The 17,238-nt window shown below is 68.9% G+C and carries 11 protein-coding genes; 8 read left to right on the top strand and 3 right to left on the bottom strand.

The window, feature by feature from the left end; all coding sequences use genetic code 11:
* The first annotated feature begins 672 nt into the window (after positions 1–672).
* The 5 genes from octT to holA all read left to right on the top strand — a co-directional run bounded on the left by octT (position 673) and on the right by holA (position 6,713).
* Positions 673–1,419 (top strand): diglucosylglycerate octanoyltransferase, encoded by a 747-nt coding sequence (gene octT / locus AC5WS7_RS20835; protein WP_495956440.1) that lies wholly within the window; start codon positions 673–675, stop codon positions 1,417–1,419.
* A 22-nt stretch (positions 1,420–1,441) separates the two neighbouring features.
* On the top strand, positions 1,442–2,284 hold the full coding sequence (locus AC5WS7_RS20830) for a DegV family protein (RefSeq protein WP_495956215.1): 843 nt from the start codon (positions 1,442–1,444) through the stop codon (positions 2,282–2,284).
* Between the two features lie 285 nt (positions 2,285–2,569).
* Positions 2,570–3,511, top strand: coding sequence for a ComEA family DNA-binding protein (locus tag AC5WS7_RS20825; protein ID WP_495956214.1), 942 nt, complete (start codon positions 2,570–2,572; stop codon positions 3,509–3,511).
* Between the two features lie 593 nt (positions 3,512–4,104).
* Positions 4,105–5,721 carry a ComEC/Rec2 family competence protein gene (locus AC5WS7_RS20820; RefSeq protein WP_495956213.1) on the top strand — a complete coding sequence of 539 codons (1,617 nt, stop codon included), beginning with the start codon at positions 4,105–4,107 and terminating at the stop codon, positions 5,719–5,721.
* A gap of 20 nt (positions 5,722–5,741) precedes the next feature.
* Positions 5,742–6,713 (top strand): DNA polymerase III subunit delta, encoded by a 972-nt coding sequence (gene holA / locus AC5WS7_RS20815; RefSeq protein ID WP_495956212.1) that lies wholly within the window; start codon positions 5,742–5,744, stop codon positions 6,711–6,713.
* A 129-nt stretch (positions 6,714–6,842) separates the two neighbouring features.
* On the opposite strand, the gene rpsT is transcribed toward holA, so the two are convergent.
* The 3 genes from rpsT to AC5WS7_RS20800 form a co-directional block, all read right to left on the bottom strand.
* Positions 6,843–7,106 carry a 30S ribosomal protein S20 gene (rpsT, locus tag AC5WS7_RS20810; protein WP_495956211.1) on the bottom strand — a complete coding sequence of 88 codons (264 nt, stop codon included), beginning with the start codon at positions 7,104–7,106 and terminating at the stop codon, positions 6,843–6,845.
* Between the two features lie 152 nt (positions 7,107–7,258).
* A complete protein-coding gene (locus AC5WS7_RS20805) occupies positions 7,259–7,828 on the bottom strand; it encodes a type II toxin-antitoxin system PemK/MazF family toxin (protein ID WP_495956210.1) in 570 nt (189 codons plus the stop codon).
* A gap of 57 nt (positions 7,829–7,885) precedes the next feature.
* Complete coding sequence (locus AC5WS7_RS20800; RefSeq protein ID WP_495956209.1) at positions 7,886–10,390, bottom strand: hypothetical protein; 2,505 nt, start codon at positions 10,388–10,390, stop codon at positions 7,886–7,888.
* 392 nt (positions 10,391–10,782) lie between these two features.
* Between AC5WS7_RS20800 and lepA the strand changes: the two genes are divergently transcribed.
* From lepA to AC5WS7_RS20785, 3 genes are all read left to right on the top strand, one after another.
* Entirely contained in the window at positions 10,783–12,642 is a 1,860-nt protein-coding gene (lepA, locus tag AC5WS7_RS20795; protein WP_495956208.1) for a translation elongation factor 4, read from the top strand.
* Between the two features lie 195 nt (positions 12,643–12,837).
* The gene (locus tag AC5WS7_RS20790; protein ID WP_495956207.1) at positions 12,838–15,426 is read left to right on the top strand and encodes a hypothetical protein; all 2,589 of its coding nucleotides are present in this window, start codon (positions 12,838–12,840) and stop codon (positions 15,424–15,426) included.
* The gene (locus AC5WS7_RS20785; protein ID WP_495956206.1) at positions 15,423–17,195 is read left to right on the top strand and encodes a P-loop NTPase family protein; all 1,773 of its coding nucleotides are present in this window, start codon (positions 15,423–15,425) and stop codon (positions 17,193–17,195) included. Before AC5WS7_RS20790 ends, AC5WS7_RS20785 begins: the two co-directional genes overlap by 4 nt.
* The last annotated feature ends 43 nt before the right edge of the window (positions 17,196–17,238 follow it).

Below are 17,238 nucleotides of genomic sequence, written 5' to 3'. Positions count from 1 at the left end.
TCCGAGGGGCCGGTCCGGCATCTGCCGGACGCGCTGTTCGGCGGGCCCGCGCCCGCTCGGCCCGCCGGCGAGCCGGCCGATGCGGACACGCGCGCGCCGGGCGCCGAGCACGGCGGGGCAGTCTCCGACGAATTGTTGCGCAAGGCGTCCGAGGTGCCCGTGCGCCATCTGCCGGACCTGCTGTTCGGCGGGCCTGTTCCGGAACCGGCCGCGCGGCAGGAGAACTCGGGTGCGGACGAGGCCGGACCGGGGACCGGCTCGGAGAACTCCGAGGGAGATACGGGACCGCCGGGCGTATCGGTGAGCTCCGAATCGACTGTGATCGCCGGTTGTTCCGGCGATCCGGTGTCGGATGCCGAGTCCGCGAGCGCGGATTATCTCGTTGCCGCGAATTCCGCTGCCGCTGAGGAAAATTCGAGCCGCGGATCCTACGATGCCGAGTCCGCGACGTCGGTCGACGCTCCGGTGGATGCCGAACGTCTATCGGGTGTGTCGGCGAATATCGTTGTCGCCGAGCCGGGCTCGGCCACCGCTGCGGAGGGCGCAGCGGATGGTGTCCGACTCGAACCTCCCGTTGCCGAGTCGGCAGCCGGATCGGGCGAGCGTCGTCCGGCAGCCGGGGCCGAGGTCGCGGCCGCCGCTGATGCTGCGCCGGTGGCCGAGGAAGGCGCTGTGGCGGGCGACGGTGCGAGCCCGGCGGCGGGCGGCTCCGGGCGGCCGGTTCTGCTCGTGATCGCCGATTCGCTGGCATACTTCGGGCCCAAGGGCGGCCTGCCCGCCGACGATCCGCGGATCTGGCCCAATCTCGTTGCCTCGGAACTGGATTGGGATGTCGAGCTGATCGGGCGGATCGGCTGGACCTGCCGCGACGCCTACTGGGCGCTGATCGGTGATCCGCGGGTCTGGGCCGCGGTGCCGCGGGCCGGTGCGGTGGTGTTCGCGACCGGCGGGATGGACTCGCTGCCCTCGCCGCTGCCGACCGCGTTGCGGGAGCTGATCCGCTACGTCCGGCCGCCGTCGGTGCGGCGGCGGGTACGTGAGGGTTACAACTGGCTGCAACCGCGGTTGTCGAAACTGGGCCGCCCGGTGGCGCTCCCGCCGCATGTGAGCATCGACTACCTCGAGCAGTGCCGTATCTCGCTGGCGCAGTTGCGTCCCGAGTTGCCCATGGTGGGCGTGCTGCCGTCGGTGCACGACTGCGAGGCGTACGGCCGGGTGCACACCGGTCGCGAGCCCGCGGTGCGGGCGTTGCGCGAATGGTCCGCGAAAACCGCTGTGCCGCTTGTGGATCTGGCCGAGGCCGTGCGGGACAACGTTTTTCACGGCGAATCGAATCCGGACGGCATCCACTGGGGCTGGGAGGGGCACACCGCGGTCGCACGGGCGATGGTGAAGGTGATCTCGGAGGTGCGTTGCTGACGATGGGAAGGCCTCGGGGCGAATGTCCGTCGTGGTGGTGACCGACTCCTCCGCCAGCCTGTCCGCCGATCTGGTCGCGGACCTCGGCATTCTCGTGGTGCCGCTGCATGTGCTGGTGGACGATCGCGAAATTCGCGAGGGTGTGGACGAATGCGTCATCGATTACGCCTCGGCGTCGGTGAGCACCTCGGCCGCCTCCCCGGGTGAGCTGCGCGCCGTCTACGAACGAGCGCTGGAACTCAGTGACGGCGACGGCGTTGTGGCGGTGCATATCTCCCGTCAGCTGTCGGCGACCTGGGAGGCCGGGCGACAGGCCGTCCACGATATGGACGCCGCCGACCGGGTGCGGCTGGTGGATTCGCTCGGCGCCGGACTCGGCACGGGTCTGCCGGTGCTGGCCGCGGCAAGGCGTGCCCGGTCCGGCGCGGGGCTGGACGTCGTCTACGACGCGGCAGTCGCCTCGGCGGGCCGGAGCCGGGCGTTCATCATGGTCAACCGCACCGAGCAGTTGCGCCGCGGCGGGCGCCTGAGCAGTGCGGCGGCGTTCTTCGGCACCGAATTGGTGACCAAACCCCTGTTGCAGATGGTCGAGGGCCGCCTCGAATTGCGCGAGAAGGCCCGCACCAGGTCCAAGGCGTACGCGAAACTCGTTGCCGCGGCGGTGGAGGCGGCCGGAGAGGCGGGTGCGGCGATCGCGGTGCAACACCTCGCCGCACCCGACGCCGCCCGCACCCTCGCCACCCAGCTCACCGAACTGATCCCCGATATCCGCGAACTGATCACCGCGGAATTCGGCCCGACGCTCGGTGTGCACCTCGGCTCGGGCGCGGTCGGCGTGCTGGTGGTCCCCGGCGGCTGCGGCTGACCACGGGCGTGCCCGGCGTACGCGGCGCGGCCCACGGCTGCCGTGACGCCCGAATATCACCGTCGCAGAACTTGTTTCGATATCGAGGCGGCAGTGACTCTGTCCGGATCTGCTGAGGTCTGTGCAGTCGCAGGCAGTGCCGGGGTTTCCGGCATCAGCACAGGGCACTGACATCTGCGAGCCCGGCCGGGTGTGTTGTCCACAGCGGATCGGTTGTCCACAGGACAGATATAACCGCAGGTCGGCGTTGCGGCGAGCGGGAATCTCGGTCCTACGGTGGCTGACATGGCGCGCGATGACGAACGGATGCGGGTTCGGGAGCGGCTGGGAGCGCTCGATGGGCAGGCCCCCGGCCGATCGACGATGCGCGGGGGACGGTGGGACGCAGAGCAAGTCGACCTCGAGGAGGCCGAAACCGACCGCGAAGCGTCCGGGGGATGGGACGACGAGATGCCGGGCGTGCCGAACACCCCGGACTGGTTGAGCGAACCGGTGGGCAGCGTCTCGCTGTGGCACGAACGGTTGGTGCCCGGGAGGTTCCGTGGGGTGCGGCTGCATCCGGGGCGGCGCGGGGTGCTGGTTCTCGCGGCCGTCGGGGTTGTCGCGGTGCTGCTGGCGGTCGTGGCGACACAGCGGGAAGGTCCTGTCGCGCAGCCGGTTCCACCCTTGCCTGTAGTGCAGACCTCGGCGCCGGCGGCTGCGCCCGCCACGTCCGGTACATCGGCCGGAACCACCACGTCCGCGCCCGCGCCGAGCCGACCGCCGGAACTGGTGGTGAGCGTTGTCGGACTGGTCGAACATGTCGGTCTGCTGCATCTTCCGGCGGGCTCCCGGGTCGCCGATGCGGTGTCGATCGCGGTCGCCAGGCAAGGCGCCGATCTGGCGCGCTTGAATCTCGCCCAGCGGCTGGCCGACGGCGATCAGATCATCGTCGGCGCGCTGGACCCGCAGGAAGGCACACCCCACCTCGGCAGCGCGGTGATTTCCGGCAGTGAGCACGCGAATGCTGCTTCGGGCGCCTCCTCCGCCGTCGCGGCCAAAGTGAATCTCAATACCGCCACCGAATCCGAACTGGATGAACTCCCCGGCGTGGGTCCCGCGACGGCCCGCAGCATCATCGCCTGGCGCACCGAACACGGCCCATTCACCACCGTCGACCAACTCGCCGAAATCCCGGGCCTGGGCCAATCCAGGCTCAACCGCCTCCGCGACCTGGTGACGTTCTAACGGTTCACCTATCCGACGGCGGGAGATCCCCAGCTCGGACCGCAACGATTCCACCACCGGAGGAGGCGAAACCGCTTGTCTTACACTCCCGATACCGATGTGGCCCCGTTCTGCCACGGCCAGAATCACTCCGGCATTCCGGCCGCGACTGTCCGCGAATTCGCCCCGGACCATCACCGCCGCCCGCCCGGCCCGGGTGGCACGCCCGGTGAGTTCACGCTCGCCCGCACCGATCGCGGCGTCAGCGGCTCTACGCGACACCGTGGGCTGCGCCGAAAACCTCGGCTCGGAATCCTCGACGGTGATCGGATCGTGTTGGCCGACAACGCGTTCGGCTCATACGCGCGAGTCGTGGGCGCGCGGACTGGTGCGCGATGTGGTGCCGTGGGCCCGCAACCAACGAGCGGCCCGGCCGAATCCCGCGTTGTGGACGAGCCGGATGTGGCTGTACCCGAGCCGAGCGGCGGCACACCCGGGTCCGGCGTTCCCGCGCACAAGTTTTCCGCCGGCATACGCGGCACAAGGGAGTGGGTATGCGCTCCGATGAGGCCGAGTACCGGCGTGAACGGGGATCGCGGATGAGGGGGCGTGAGGTGGGGGAGCGGACGGACGGTGACGCCGTGCTGCTGCCGCAGGTGCTCGATGCGCGACTGGTTCCGGCGGCTGTGATGTGTTGGGGGACAACGGTGCTGACCGTGCTGGCGGGGTGGTGGGTGGGGGTGATGGTGGCGGGAGTTCTGACCGGGCTGGCGATGGCGGTAGGGGCGTGCGCGGTCCGGGTGCGCCGGGCCGAGTGGCGGATGGCCGCCGCGGTGCTGTTGGCCGCTGTGGTCGCGGGTGCGGGGTTCGGGGTCGCTGCGGCGTGGCGGGAGTACCGGGTTGCGACGCATCCGTTGCGCACCGCGGCGGTGGGAACTTCCCTGCTGGTCACGGTCGTCCCGACCGACGACCCGAAACCATTGCCCGCCAAGTCTTTCGGTGGCCGCCAGTGGATGATCGAGGCGAATCTGCGGGAGTACCGATACGGAAGGGTGCCGGTGCGCGCGGGTGGTTCGGTCATGGTCCTGGCCACACAGGCGGCGTGGCCAGGACTGCTGCCGGGGCAGGTGGTGCGGTTCCGGGCGCGCCTGGACCGGCCGTGGCGACGGGATCTGACGGTGGCGGTGCTGCGGGCGCAGGGGCCTCCGGTCACCGTCGAGCGCCCGCCGTGGTGGCAGCGCGCGGCCGGGGCGGTGCGCGCGCACTTCGCGGCGGCGGCCTCGCGCGCCCTGCCGAGTACGGAGGCCGGACTGCTGCCGGGACTTGTCGACGGCGACGTGTCCCGGCTCCCCGACCACGTGCGCGAGGATTTCCAGCACACCGAACTCTCGCATCTGGTGGCGGTCTCGGGCACGAACGTGACGATCGTGCTTGCCGCGGTGCTGATTTCGGTCCGCCTGCTGACCATCGATCCGCGCGTGGGCGCGGTGCTGGCGGCGCTGGCCCTCGTCGGGTTCGTGGTTCTGGCGCGGCCCTCTCCGACGGTCCTGCGCGCGGCGGTGATGGGCGGTGTGGCCCTGCTCGCTGTGCTGCTCGGCCGGCGCAAACAGGCTCTGCCCGCATTGTGTGGTGCGACGATCGGGCTGATCGGGTGGTCTCCACAGTTGGCGCTGGACATCGGGTTCGCGCTGTCGGTGCTGGCGACGGTCGGGCTGATCGTGCTGGCGCCGCGGTGGTCGCACTGGCTCGAGGAGCGTGGCTGGCGGCGCGGTCCGGCCGAGGCGGTGGGTGTCGCCACCGCCGCCTTCCTGCTCACGGTACCGCTGATCGTCGCGCTCACCGGACACGTCGGATTTCTCGCCATCGTGGCCAACCTGCTGGTCGAGCCGGTGATCGCCCCGATCACCGTGGTCGGCGCGATCGGCGCGGTGCTGTCCTGTGCGTGGCTGCCCGCCGGTGTGCTGGTATTGCGGCTCACCGGGCCGCCGCTGTGGTGGCTGCTGTTCGTCGCCGAACGTGGTGCGTCACTGGGGATTTCGGTCTCGCTGCCGGACGGGCCGCGCGGCGGATTCGCCACCGCGATCCTGGTCGCCGGCCTGCTGATCCTTCTGCACCGCATCACCCGCCCGTCGGATCAATCGCCGGACCGATCCGCAGTGCGCCGAATCACGGCTCCGGGCCGGTCCGGGGAGATGATCCGTACCGGCGGCGAGGTTCGGCGTTGTCGGTGACCCACCGTAGGATGCGGGACGTGACCGATCGTCCTGCCTCCGTCCAGCTCGTGCTCGGTGAGGAAGAGTTGCTCATCGAGCGCGCGGTCGCCTCGATCGTCTCGGGTGTGCGCGCGGTCGCCCCGGATCCCGAAGCGCTACCGGTGGACCGGTTGCGGGCGGGCGACGCGAGTACCGCCGAGCTGGCCGAGTTGCTGAGCCCGTCGCTGTTCGCCGAGGACAGGGTGATAATCCTGGAATCCGCGGCCGAGGCGGGTAAGGATGCGGTCGCGGTGATCACCGATGCCGCGGCCGAACCACCCGAGGGGGTGATCCTGGTCGTGCTGCATTCCGGTGGCGGCCGTGCCAAGGCGCTGGCTCCGGCCCTGCAGAAGGCCGGCGCGGTCACCCACAACTGCGCCAAGATCAGTAAGGCGGGTGAGCGGGTCGAGTTCGTGCGCAACGAATTCCGTTCCGCGGGGCTGCGGGTTCAGGCCGAGGTGGTGCAGGCCGTTCTCGAGGCGGTCGGGTCGGACCTGCGCGAACTCGCGGCGGCCTGTTCCCAGCTGGCCGCCGATACCGGCGGCAAGGTCGATATCGCCGCCGTGCGCCGCTACTACTCGGGCCGGGCGGAGGTGACCGGATTCGATGTCGCGGATCTGGCCGTCTCGGGGGATCGCCCCGCGGCGATGGAGGCGCTGCGCTGGGCAACCGATCGCGGCGTGCCCGCGGTTCTGCTCGCCGACGCACTCGCCGACTCGGTGCACACCATCGCGCGCGTCGGCTCGGCCGGTCGCGGCGACCCGTTCAAACTCGCCTCCCAGCTCGGTATGCCGCCGTGGAAGGTGAAAAAGGCCCAGGGCCAGGCCCGCGGCTGGACCGCGGCGACGATCGGCTCGGCCCTGCAAATCGTCGCGACCCTCAATGCCGACGTCAAGGGCGGTGCCGCGGATACGGATTACGCCCTCGAACACGCGCTGTCCACCATCCTGGACCTGCACGGCGCGGTCTGAATCGCCTGTGGCCGTGCACGTCCGCCGCAGAGGGGACATGCACGACAAAAGCCGCCGTGGTCGTCTGCTGACACAGACCCTCTGCCACGGCGGCCGTAAAGCGTATGCGGTAGGTGCTACCGCGACGAATCAGCCGAGCTTGTTGTAGGCCAGCGCCAGCGCCGACTTCTTGTTGGCGGCCTGGTTGGCGTGGATGACGCCCTTGGACGCGGCCTTGTCGAGGCTGCGGCTCGCGCTGACGAGCAGCTCCTTGGCCTGGTCCTTCTCGCCGGACGCGGCGGCCTCACGGAACTTGCGGATGGAGGTGCGCAGCGCGGACTTCACCGACTGGTTGCGCAGACGCGCCGCCTCGTTGGTGCGGATCCGCTTCATCTGGGACTTGATGTTGGCCACGCGTGGTTCCTCTGATTCCTGTCGTCTGTGTGGTGTGTTCTGTACTACCGAGAAGTCTCTGGGCGCACTACACCGGAATCACGAGGACCGGGTAGCGCCGCACCGACGATCGAGAGTACCAGCCGGGTGGACCCCGAGTGAAATCGCCCAGGTCACTGCCACTGATACTCCCGGCACAGGCGATGCGCGACGACGTCGAAGGCGCGGCGCGGCAGGATCGCCCCCTCGCGCCGGATGCCCTCCTCGGGGACGTCCAGCACTCGATCCAGTCGCACCCAACTCGTACGCCCCTGGTAATCCCAAGGGCCCGAACCGATTTCGACCCAGTGATGATCGCGGGAACGTTCCGGGTTCGAGGAGAGCATCAGCCCGAGCAGCGTGGTCCCCGCCCGGCCGACGACCAGCACCGGGCGATCCTTGCCCTCGCGCGGATTCTCCTCGAATGGAACCCAGGTCCACACGATCTCACCGGGATCGGCCCGCCCGTCCAGACGCGGGCAGTAGACCACCTGGCGGGCCCGCTCGCGGGTCGGCACCGGAACCGAGGCCGCCGGTCGCACCGCCACCCCGGACGGTCGGCGCTTGCCCGCCGCCCGATCCCAGATCGCCGCGCGCTGCATTCGATCGACCAGTTTGGGAGCCTGCTGTCGGACGATCCGAGGCCCTTGTTCCCGGGCGAGGGTTCCCAGCTGCCTGCCTAGTGAGCTCCACGTACCGGCCATAGTCCGCGAGCATAACGGCGGAGCCCGCCGTTCTCATCCCGGCTGGTAGGTGCGAAGTCAGCGCAGTAGATCGGCCACCGGTCGCAGGGCTCGCGCCCAGTGGCCGGGGTCGGACGGCGGGCGCGTCCCCGGCGGGTTCAACGAGTTCGCGCCGGTCCGGGCGGATCCGGTAAGCCACTGGTCGGTGTTCTGCGCCGCGTTGATGACCTGCCGCGCCCTGCGGAAGGTCTCCGGATTCGTGGGATCCGCGACGAGATCCTCGACCGCGCCCTCGATCTGTTGCGATTCGTTGGTGGCGACCCAGTTCATCATGCGCTGTGCCTGGGTGGCATCCATTCCGTCGAGCCGCGTCAACGCTTGGACGAGCTCGTAATTCTCGGCGCTCGTATCCGGATCGCGGGGATCGTCCTTCTTCAACGGCGGGATTCGATGATTGCCGTTGGACCACTGTTGCAGGGCCTTGATCTTGGCCTCGGTCGGGGCGAGCATGTAGTCCTCGACGTACTGCCGCTCCGCTCCGTTCGCCCGGCCCTCGTCCAGCGTGACATTTCCGAATTTCCTGATGCGGTCCCGGTATTCGAGCATGGCCTGCTGCATTGCGGCGATATTGCCCGCCGCCTTGCCGGCCGTTGCCCCACGGGTCCCCCGAACGAGCGCGTCGGCCGAATTGATGGTCCGCTGGGTCGCGGCCACCAGCAGGCCGAGATTCTTGTCCTTGAAGGTATTCGAATCGGAGATCAAACCCGCCTGAACCCATGCCGAGATGACATTGTCGACCATATCCCGGTCATCGATCCCGGCCATTTCCATCGGGCCGTACGAGGTGTACGGGTTCACGCCGCGGTGACGCAGCGCCGCGAGTGCGTAACCGGCGCCGCGATAGCTGCGCACGCCGCCGTTCGCCTTCGCGGCCGCGCGGGCCCGCTCCATGTACTCGCGACGGTCGATGTACTGCTGGGACTGCGCCTGCAGGTACCACGGTGTGTTCTTGTAGGTCCAGTCCTTCACCTGGGCCCGTTTCTCCATCCGCGCATAGGGATTCAGCGGGTTGCGGGTCTTGCCCATCGCCCAGGCCGTCACCGGTGAGGTGGCCACCCAGTTCAGCGCGCTCAGATTCAGCAGCATCCGATTGGCCGCGAGGGTGTGCGCCGAAGGCGGGGGCGTGCCACTGCCACTGCCACTCCCGCCCCCGCCCGATCCGCCGCGTCCGGATGAGATCGCCGCGGTCAGATGCCCGGTCACCCAGCCGTTGCCACGGGTCACCGCCGCGGTCAACCGGCCGAACTGGAAGATGAAGATGATCTCGACGACCGCTCCGATCACGAACACCGTCATGACCTGACCGTTCGCCTCGGTGAACAGATCACCGATGAACAGCACGTACACCCCCAGCGCGATGACCTGGACCATCATCCGCGCGGCGGCGATGAATCCGTCCACGATGTTGTGGATCGTGAATATCTGGGTCGGCCCGTACACGTAGCCGCCCGCGGCGAATCCGAATATCGTCAGGAAACCGTGGTAGATGGCGTCGAATGCGGACCAGATGATTCTGATCGCCAGATAGGCGGCCCACAACAGCATGATGGTGCCGGAGATCAGCAGGACCAGCCCCGAGCCGATCTGGCCCATGGTGGGGTTCGACGAGGCGGAATAGGCCGACGTGTCACCGCAGACCTTCATTCCGTTCCTGATCGCGCTCTCGCTGCCCGAGGTCATGCCCGCCGAATAGTAGTTCTGACAGGTCGAGGACAGTGTGTGCCCGAAATTCCACACCTCGGCGGGTTTGCGCGCGAAATTGTCGGCCATATCCGCTTCGATGGTCGCGACCAGCCGGGTCGGATCCGGACTGCTGTCCCCGTTCAGCCCGGCGGCGACCGAGATGCCGACATTTCGGCCCTGGGCCAGCAAACCGTCGGAGTCCAGGACGTCCGCGAGCGGATTCGCCAGGAACAGCGGGCTCAGCATGGCGATGACGATCATGGTCACCACCTGCACGGTCGCTTTGCTGTAGAAACCGCGCACGACGAAATACGCCACGAAGAACGCGCCGATCGTCGCCGCGGTCACCAGCATCAGCGGTGTCGCGAGCTGTCCGGTCAGGCTGTCGGCCACGCCGTGCAATGCCTTGGCGACCAGATTCAACCACTGGAAGCTCAGTGCGAATCCGATCAGCCAGATCGCGGTGATCACGATGACGAGCCAGCCGATGAATTCCAGGCCGATGATGACCGACAGAACGGTGTTTCCCGGATGGAAGAGGCTGCCGTGATCGGTCACGAACAAATAGTTGGACAGCGGCGCGCCCGAGGAATCCTTGATCGCCATCCAGCTCAGCGCGCTGATCACCGACGAGGTGCCGCCGGTGGTCTGCCCGGAACCGGCCGCGACGCCGGTCTGCGCCCTCGCCGCCGCCCCGACAATGCCGGGCACCAGGAACAACACGGTGAGTAGGACCGTGATCCCGGCCGTCCAGCGCCGCAGCCTGGTCGCACCGACCCACGTCCGCATTCGCTTCGACACCGTGCGGGGATGCCAGCGCCGAGCATCCCAGAATTGCATCTCGCGTTCCCATATCGCCCGGGAGCCGACTATTGCGGAAATGTCGAGGCTCGGTGCCGTGGCGCGTTTATCCAGTAAATCCATCGACGAAAACTTCATTGCTGGCTCGAGGATATCTTTCGGTTCTATGATCGCGATTTTCCTACCGGACGAACATTACATTCCGAGGTGTTCGCGGGATCCGCACGGCAGGTGCACAAAGCTTGGCGAGACGCCCAATAGTTGATTAATGCGACGTGAACGCGCCCGTTCTCCCCGTGGTGCTCTCCGGATGGTCCGGTGCGCGCCGGTCGCCCCCGGCCGGTCGTGACCCGGTTGCCGAGGCCCAGTCGGACCTCGGGGCGGGCGCGGTATGGGCGCATGGGATCATGGATGCCGCCTGAATACCCTTCGTGACCAGGAGCCCAGTGCCCAGCTTCGCCGATACCACGTTCACCGATCCATCGCAAATTCGGAACTTCTGCATCATCGCGCACATCGACCACGGGAAATCGACCCTGGCCGATCGGATGTTGCAGCTCACCGGAGTTGTCGAGGAGCGGGCGATGCGCGCGCAGTACCTGGACCGGATGGATATCGAGCGTGAGCGCGGTATCACCATCAAGGCCCAGAACGTGCGGCTGCCCTGGTCCGTCGACGGTTCGGACTATGTCCTGCACCTGATCGACACGCCCGGTCACGTGGACTTCACCTACGAGGTCTCCCGGGCGCTCGAGGCGTGCGAGGGGGCGATCCTGCTGGTCGACGCCGCGCAGGGCATCGAGGCGCAGACGCTGGCCAACCTCTATCTGGCGCTGGACAAGGATCTGACGATCATCCCGGTGCTGAACAAGATCGACCTGCCCGCCGCCGATCCGGACCGCTACGCCGCCGAACTCGCCCATATCGTCGGCTGTGAGCCCGAGGACGTGCTGCGGGTGTCCGGCAAGACCGGCGTCGGCGTCGCCGAACTGCTGAACGCGGTGATCGAGCAGGTGCCGCCGCCGGTGGGGGAGGCGGACGCCCCGGCCCGCGCGATGATCTTCGACTCGGTGTACGACACCTATCGCGGCGTGGTCACCTACGTGCGAGTAGTCGACGGCAAGCTCACCCCGCGCCAGAAGATCAAGATGATGTCCACCGGCGCGACCCACGAACTGCTCGAGATCGGCATCGTCTCCCCGGAGCCCAAGCCGACGCAGGGTCTGGGCGTCGGCGAGGTGGGCTACCTCATCACCGGCGTGAAGGACGTGCGGCAGTCGAAGGTCGGCGATACCGTCACCACCGCCCGCGACGGCGCGTCCGCGCCGCTGGCCGGATATCAGGACCCGCGTCCGATGGTCTACTCCGGCCTGTACCCGGTCGACGGTTCGGACTATCCGGATCTGCGCGACGCGCTGGAGAAGTTGCAGCTCAACGATGCCGCGCTGACCTACACCCCGGAAACCTCTGTGGCGCTGGGCTTCGGGTTCCGCTGTGGGTTCCTGGGCCTGCTGCACATGGAGATCACTCGCGAACGACTACAGCGCGAATTCGGTCTGGACCTGATCTCCACCGCGCCGAACGTGGTCTACCGGGTGGTGCTCGAGGACGGCGCCGAACACGTGGTGACCAACCCGTCGTACTGGCCCGAGGGCAAACTGCGGCACGTGTACGAGCCGGTGGTCAAGACCACGGTGATCGCGCCGAGCGAGTTCATCGGTTCGATCATGGAGCTGTGCCAATCCCGGCGCGGTGAACTCGGCGGGATGGACTATCTGTCCGAGACCCGCGTCGAGATGCGGTACACGCTGCCGATGGCGGAGATCATCTTCGACTTCTTCGACTCGCTCAAATCCCGCACCCGCGGCTACGCGAGCCTGGACTACGAGGAGGCCGGTGAGCAGGAGGCCGACCTGGTGAAGGTCGACATTCTGCTGCAGGGCGAGGCCGTGGACGCGTTCTCCGCGATCGTGCACCGCGACGCGGCGCAGGCCTACGGCCACAAGATGACGACGAAACTGCGCGAACTCATTCCGCGCCAGCAGTTCGAGGTGCCCATCCAGGCGGCCATCGGCTCGAAGGTCATTGCGCGCGAGAACATCCGGGCGATCCGCAAGGATGTGCTGGCCAAATGCTACGGCGGCGACATCAGCCGCAAGCGCAAACTGCTGGAGAAGCAGAAGGAGGGCAAGAAGCGGATGAAGACGATCGGACGCGTCGACGTTCCGCAGGAGGCCTTCGTCGCCGCGTTGTCGACCGAGGCGTCGTCGGACAAGCCGAAGGGTAAGTAACCCCGGCCGGTCGATTTCGGGGCTTTCGAATCGAACCGCGCACTGGCACCCTGGTGTGGCGCACCATGATCCGGTGTTCACCGTGTCTGGAGAATGTGACAGCCGGGATATCCGGAAATATGGTGATACCAGTTTGTCGACAGCTGGCAAGACCCGTTCGGTCCTCCGGGCCGGACACCTGAGAGTGGAGTGTGTATGACGCGTGACCTGCCCCTCGACGCAGACGCGGAGGACCCGGGCGATCACGCCGGGGACACCGCGTACCGCGTCGCGACCGGCGTCGCGCGGGTCGCCAGGGCAGGGGCGTACGTCACCGGCGGCGCGCTGGTCGCCGAGGGCAGCGATACGCCGGAGAACGGTGAATCCCACGACGCCAGCCGAATCGCGGGTTGGTCACTGCAGGACCCGCAGCCCAATGCGCCCAGCCCGGTCATCACCTATCCGGATCCGGCTCCGGACTCGGTTCCGCCGGTCCTGGGCCATCCGGGGGCGGCCGCCGCCGACCATCCGCCGCTCGCGTTCCCGAATCTCCCGCCGGGCTTCGAATTCCACGTCCGGATCGAGACCGGGCCGGCGGCCGCCGGGGACCAGCAGCCGGACCTGAGCAAGATCCCCGGGATGAACGAGATGCCCGGAACCGATGGCAGCACACCGGGGTTGAGCATGGTTCCCGGTCACAGTGACGGGGCGGTGCCGGGGACGGGCGACGAGCATCTGCCCGGTACGGGTACCGTGCCCGGTCTGGGCAACGGGGTGCCGGGTCTGGGTAACAAGATCCCGGGGCTGGGCAACGGTATTCCGGGATTCGGGAATACGCCCGGTACCGGTGATTCGCCGTTCGACCTGCCGAGCGTTCCGGCGATGCCCAGTGTCCCGTCGGTTCCCGAATTCCAGATCCCCAAGCTGAATTCCGGCAACGGCGGTTCGAATTTCGATCTGCCCGGCATCCACCCGGCGGCCGCGCCGATCGCGGCCGAGTCCGGCCAGGGCGCGGCGCAGGCGAGTCCGCTCCATCCGTCCGGTGCTTCGATTTCCCAGGCCGGCAACGGCTTCGGGCCGATCGATCTGGGTGATGCCGCGGCCGCCGGCGGGGGAACGAATTTCGGCCCGCTGGGCTCGGAAAACGATGCGCTGCACCTACTTTCCGGATTCGAAGGGGTGGGCAGCGCCGAGCTGAGCATCTACGCCGGCGTACAGGTGCACCTGGACGCGCACGCCGGGCTGGACGGCGTCTGGTTGCACGCCGATGCGCAGGCCGCGGGCGGGGTGGTCGGCGGCATCGGGGAGCAGATCGACAGCTACGGTCAGTGGCTCGGCGGTGGCGATCCCGCACCCGCCGCGGCGCCGGATCCGGAGTCGGCGCTGACCCCGGGCCTGACCGGGCAGCCGCACGGAATACGTTCGGGCATGGGCATTCCCGGTTCGGAGGGGCCGGGACCCGCCGCCCACGGCCCGGTGCTTCCCGGCTCGGGGATCGTGCAGTCCGGCGTGCCAGGTGCGACGATGCCGCTGAGTTTCGCGGGCCCGGTCGTCTCCGCCGCGCCGGTCGTCCCGGCCACCGCCGCCTTGTCGCCGGCACTGCCCACGGCCGGACCCGTCGCCTCGGCCGTGCCCGCATCGGTCGCCGCGCCCGCGGCGGTGACCACGCCCGCTGTCGCGACCTCGGTCGCCACCGCGCCCCAGCCCGCCGTCGCGGCGATCGCGGCGCCGCCGGTTCCGCAACCGGTCGTCACCACGCCACTGCAACCCGCGGTGCATCCGGACGCGACGGCGCACGTACTGGCCGGCGCGCTGCCGGATCATCTCGGGCCGATTCCGCTCGGGGCCGCCGCGGTCGGGCCCGCGGCATTTCTCGGCCTGCCCAGGCCCGCTCCGGCGACGCCGGCCACACCCGCGCCCGGAGAGCACAGCGGAAGCGCCGCGCCGACGGCCGCGCAGCCCTTGACCGGGGCGTTCGACCACCTACCGATCCCGCATGTGAGCATCCCGCCCCTCCCGCAACCGGGCAGTGTTTTCCCCACGCACCCCGAGAAGCCGGCGCAGGCGACCTACGGCCCGGCCGTGCCGTCGCACGCGCACGGACCGTCCGCCGAACCGACTCCGGCGGGCACGCCGGCGAACGGGCACGGCACCGCTACCTCGACCATCGCCGAGCATCCGAGCCCGACGTTCACGAGCGATGCGACCACCGCCTCGAATCCCGGCCCGAGCACGGTCGACCCGACTACCGCCGCGCATCCCGGCCAGGACTCCGCGACCGCGCCGGCCACCGTGCCGCCGAGCCGCGAAACATCCACGCCCACACGGGATTCGACGCCGACGCGCGATTCCGCGTCGACACACGAGTCGACGCCGAGCTACGGGCCGCAGCCCAGCCACGGCCCGACGTCCACCCATGATGCCGGCCCCGCTCGGCAGCCCGTGCCGACGCACGATTCGACGCCGTCGCACCAGGTTCCGGCGCCGTCCCGCGAACCGAGCGTGCCGACCATGCCCGGTCACGATTCTTCGCCCGCGGTCACGGCTCCGCAGATTCCGGGCAACGGTATCGGGCCGGGCATGCCCGCCCCGACGCTGCCGCAGACCACCATGAGCCCGCACCTGCCGACGAAACCCATTGCGCAGCTGCATGATTCGAGTGCCTACCAGCCCTGGCAGGATTCCGGCCACGCCGGGCTGACCGCCGTGCCCGCGGGATTGTCCGAGGGTCTGCTTCCCGGAGCCGGCGCCGACCCGGCGCACGTACTCATCCACCCCGCCCCCGACCCGCATATCGCGCTGTGACCACGGTCGATCCGGCCGCGGCCAAACATCCCGACGCGATGGCGCCGCTGTTGCGGCAGATCGACGAGCTGCTCGGTCTCACGCGTGCGGCCGGGCGGGCGGACCTGACCGCCCGGCTGAGCATGTCCCGGTCCCGGGTGGCCGATCCCCGAGTGCGGCTGGTCGTGGTGGGCGGACCCAAGAACGGGATGAGCACCCTGGTCAACGGCCTGGTCGGGACCGTGGTCAGCGCGACCGACAGTCCGGTCAGCGTGCCGGTGATCGCCGAATACGGACCGCAGGCCACCGCGACGCTGGTGCGCGCGGTCGCCGGTGGCCGCACCGAACGTCAACCGGTCGATCCGCTCGACCCGGCGGCGGCGATGTCCCTGGAAGACGTGGTCCGTGCCGAGTTCACCGATCCGAGTCCGCTGCTGGCCGAGGGGTTCGTCCTGATGGACGCGCCCGGCGCGCCCGCCGATACGCCCACCACCTGGTCGTTGATCGCTGCGGCCGATGCCGTGCTGTACGTCGCCGACGCGGGCAAGGAATACACCCCCGAACAGATCGTGCTGCTGGCGCGGATCCAGCAGGTCTGCCCGACGGTGATCTGCGTGCTGAACAAGATCGACCGGTATCCGGCCTGGGGCCGGGTGCAGCAGCGTAATCGCGAACTGCTGGATCAGGCCGGGCTCGGGTTCGCCGTCGCGCCGATTTCCGCGGAGAAACATCTGCGTGCCGGTGCGGATCACCGCCGGGATCTGGAATCCGGTGTGCCGCAACTGATCGAGCATCTGCGCGAGTACGTCCTGCGGCGCGCGGACGTGCTGGCCCGCGAGGCCGCGGTGCGCGACATCCGCACCATCACCGACCATCTCGCGCTGACCCTGCGCAGCGAGGCCGAGACGTTGCGGGATCCCCAGCGGTTCACCGAGATCACCGAACAATTGCGCAACTCCCGCGCCGAGGCGGACAGCCTGCGGCAGCGCTCGGCGAACTGGCAGATCACCCTGGCCGACGGCTGTTCGGATCTGATGGCAGATATCGAACACGATCTGCGCCACCGGCTGCGCAGCCTGGTCCGGGACGCCGAGGCCGAGATCGTCAAGGGCGATCCGGCGCGCGGCTGGAAGGAGTTCGGCGCGGACCTGGACGCGCGGATCTGCGAGGCGGTGGAGGAGAACTTCGTCATCGCGCACTATCGCTCGGTGGAATTGGCCGAGGAGGTCGCGGAGAAGTTCCCGGACACCGACTACGAGGCGGCGCTGGCCGATATGCGGCTGGAGAATCCGGCCGAGGTCCTGGAACCGGTGGCCTCCCTGGAGCCGCTCGCGTCGGCGAAAACCGGTGTGATCCAACCGATTCTGAACATCATGCGGGGTTCCTACGGCGGCCTGCTGATGGTCGGCGTGGTCCTGGCCAGCGTGCTGAACATCCCGCCGGTGAACTGGTACTCCGGCGCGGCCGCGGTCCTGCTGGGCGTCAACGCGCTGTGGGAGGATCGCAAACTGCGCCGCGAACGTCGTCAGGCCGAGGCCAAGACGGCCGTCGCGCGGCTGATGGACGATGTGATCTTCCAGGTCAGCAAGGAGTCGCGGCATCGCCTGCGCGGCGTGCAGCGCACGCTGCGCGACCACTTCACCGAAATCGCCAATCAGACACTGCGTTCGGTGGACGAGTCGCTGCGCGCCGCCGAGGAGGCCGCCGCCGAACAGTCCGGCCCGGCCCGCGACCGCCGCCTCACCGAGATCGAATCCTCCCTCATCCGCCTCCGCGAGATCCGCGGCTAGTGCGGCTCCCGAGATTTTGGCATGCGTGCCTGCCCCACGGAGT

Source organism: Nocardia sp. PLKS1-43, from assembly GCF_059510335.1.
This window is presented reverse-complemented; position numbering and strand designations above follow the sequence as displayed.

Bases quoted from the DNA above. Each gene is read 5' to 3' on its own strand.
- AC5WS7_RS20830 (WP_495956215.1), top strand. From the start codon at position 1,442: ATGTCCGTCGTGGTGGTGACCGACTCCTCCGCCAGCCTGTCCGCCGAT.
- AC5WS7_RS20825 (WP_495956214.1), top strand. From the start codon at position 2,570: ATGGCGCGCGATGACGAACGGATGCGGGTTCGGGAGCGGCTGGGAGCG.
- AC5WS7_RS20805 (WP_495956210.1), bottom strand. From the start codon at position 7,828: ATGGCCGGTACGTGGAGCTCACTAGGCAGGCAGCTGGGAACCCTCGCC.
- AC5WS7_RS20800 (WP_495956209.1), bottom strand. From the start codon at position 10,390: ATGCAATTCTGGGATGCTCGGCGCTGGCATCCCCGCACGGTGTCGAAG.
- AC5WS7_RS20790 (WP_495956207.1), top strand. From the start codon at position 12,838: ATGACGCGTGACCTGCCCCTCGACGCAGACGCGGAGGACCCGGGCGAT.